At 71.0% G+C, this 2,686-nt stretch carries 2 protein-coding genes; both read right to left on the reverse strand.

Features of this window, described 5'->3' with window-relative positions:
- The coding region (locus RTM68_RS18165; RefSeq protein WP_312173684.1) for a DUF5684 domain-containing protein at positions 1-436 on the reverse strand (436 nt) is incomplete at its 3' end.
- Positions 433-2,686, reverse strand: a 2,254-nt coding sequence (locus RTM68_RS18170) for a transglutaminase-like domain-containing protein (protein ID WP_312173686.1), incomplete at its 5' end; no start/stop codon positions are given. The genes RTM68_RS18170 and RTM68_RS18165, both read right to left, overlap by 4 nt.

Here is a 2,686-nt window from a genome sequence, read left to right on the forward strand (position 1 = left end):
CGGACGGCGGCGTGGTGCGGCGCGGGCCGGGCTGCAGAGCCGCCAGTCGCTCGCCCTCGGGGTAGGGAGCAGCACCCCAGGCGAGCACGGTCGCCCATACCGGAGGCAGAAGGATCGCGAGCGCGGTCATCCCGGCACCGCGTCCGAAGCGCTTGTTGATGCGATGGGTCGCGACGATCTTGAGGTAGAGGCCGTACAGCTGCACGATCGGGATGAAGTAGAACACCACCGACCACGCGGGCACTCCCCCGCGTGCGAGGATCTCGGATTCGTTGAGGACAGGGACCCAGCCCTTCCACCCCTCGCCGCCGATGCGCGGGAACAGGCGCGACAGCGCCAGGGCGTACCAGACGTACACGGCGATGCCGATGAGCAGTCCGAGTCCGCCGACGATGGCGAGCATCGTGACGAGGCCGGTCTCCGGAGAGTCGGTCATGAGATCCCCTTCTTCGGATCGTCGAGCGATCCGGTCCTTCCGAGCGTACCGAGCGCGGGGCGCAGCCCGAAGAACGAGACACCGCGGGCCGGTCGCACCCGATCGATGAACGACCGGGGCCGCACTCGGGTGACGAGCCGTCGCCACCGCCGCTCCGAACGCAGCAGATCCGCCCGCTCGGTCTCGACGATCGTCCACGCGGCGGACGCGTCGTCATCCGTGGGCGGATGCTCCGAGAAGACCCCCCGGTCGACGAGAGACGCGAGCTTCGCCGCCGCCTCGCGGTCGGTCGATCGCGCACGCTGCGAGCGCGTGCCCCCGGCATCCATCGCGATGTCGTGGTCGGCGTACACGTCGGCGAGTTCCTCCCACGCCCCGGCGAGGCGGACCTCGGGGTCGTCAGCCGTGCGCCGCGCGCGGGCGCGCTGTCGTTTCGCGAGCAGGAGCACGATGAGGGGCAGCAGCAGGAGCGCCACCGCGAGGAGTCCGAGTCCCACTGCGCGCAGGATCGGCAGCAGCACGGACAGCACTGCCGACTGCGGCTCGTCGAGAGGCTGAGCGTCGTCGTTCGAATCGCTCTGCGCCTGCGGCGGGTCGAGCGCCTCGGATCGCGGCTGCTCGGGCACCGTCGGGTGCTCAGGGAGCTGCTCTCCCTCTTTGATCGAGCTCGGCAGCATCGCATACTGGGGCGTCGTGTCGACCGGCATCCACTCGCCACCGGAGGCGCGGACCTCGACCCAGGCGCTCATGTTCTCGCCGGTGCAGACCTCGGCGCACGCCGGGATGCCGGGCACCTCGGCGGCGCCGGGGAGCCGCGCGCCGATCACGACGCGCGATTCGAGACCGAAGTGCTGGGCGAGCAGCGCCGCCGCAACGGAGAACTGCTCGTCGTCGCCGACCGCCGAGACGAGCATCTCGGGAGGGGCATCGGACCCGGCACGGCGCTCCTGCTCGATGAGCTGGGTGAAGAGCTCCTCGATGCGCGAGACCGAGTGCCCGGCGTAGCTCGGTGCGAACGCGTAGCCGTCCGTCTCCTTCAGCGACGCGATCCACGCCTCCGCGGACGCATCGTCGATCAGCGCATGGCTGAGGTATCCACGCGACCGCAGGCGGTCGATGACTTCGAGGTAGCCCGCACCCGAGCGCGGCTGCTCCTGCATCTCGGCCCACTCAGCGAGTGCGGGGTACAGGTCGGTGTCGAGCTTCGAGCTCCCGCCCTGCGCGGCGGTGAGGTCGATGCCGTCGGCGGGTACGTCGGCGAGCACGGAATAGCTGTCGCCCGGCACGAGTCCCTGCGCGCCGCCCGGAGCATCCGCGACCGTGATGGCGGTGTCGCCGCCCTCGTTCACATGGAAGCCGTCGGCGAGATCGTCGGCCCGCTCCCCCGCGAACTGCGGCGCTTCGGCCAACCCGGCAGGCGCCGGTACCCAGATGCCGCGGTAGGCGTCGCCGATCGTGATGTCGAGCGATACCCGCTCCGGCCCGGGCAGAGCCGTACGGGGCAGACGGCTGAAGCGGTCTTCCGGCGCGATGTGGAAGTCCTCGCCGTCGTAGGAATCGAGTGTGACGAGCCGGATGCGGTCGACCGCCCCCGCGTCGCCGTCGACCTGCAGCACCGTCTCGCCGAGTCGGTCGCCTGCGAACCATGAACGGTAGGAGCTGAGCGGGCTTGCCTGCTGCTGCACGACGACCATGGGCTCGACCTCGTCGCGCAGCACCGAACGGTCGCTCCATCCGGCGGCGGCCGGCGCGATCGCGAATCCGGCGACGAGCGCGACCACCGCGAGGCCGGCCGACAGCAGGTGGCGACGGACGGTCAGCCAGACCGGCGTCGCGCGGCGCGAGATGTTGGCCGCGGCGACCGCACGCAGAGCCTGGGCTCTCTGCAGGCGCGTGCGCCCGACCACCCACATCAGTGCGACGCCGATGACCCATTCGCGCGGCGCGGGAAGCGCGATTCCCAGCACGGTCACGGCAGACGACGTGGCGCTGAGCCCGAACGCGATGCCGAACAGACTCATCGCGGCCACCACGGGCACCGCGATCGTCGCGCGACGGCCCCGCTCGAGCACGAGCAGCGTGGCGAAGAAGGCGCCGAAGAGCATCACCACGAGGAACGGGATGAGGACCGCCTGATACTCCCCCAGCGGCGGGTTCAGGGTGAGCATCTGCTTCCACCCCAGCACGACCCCGAGTATCGCGTCTCGGAGCCCTCCGAGGAAGGCCGGCACCGAGGTGAGGGCCGAGGGG

Origin of the sequence: Microbacterium sp. (genome assembly GCF_031988965.1) — a bacterium.
In the GTDB taxonomy this organism is placed as follows: domain Bacteria; phylum Actinomycetota; class Actinomycetes; order Actinomycetales; family Microbacteriaceae; genus Microbacterium.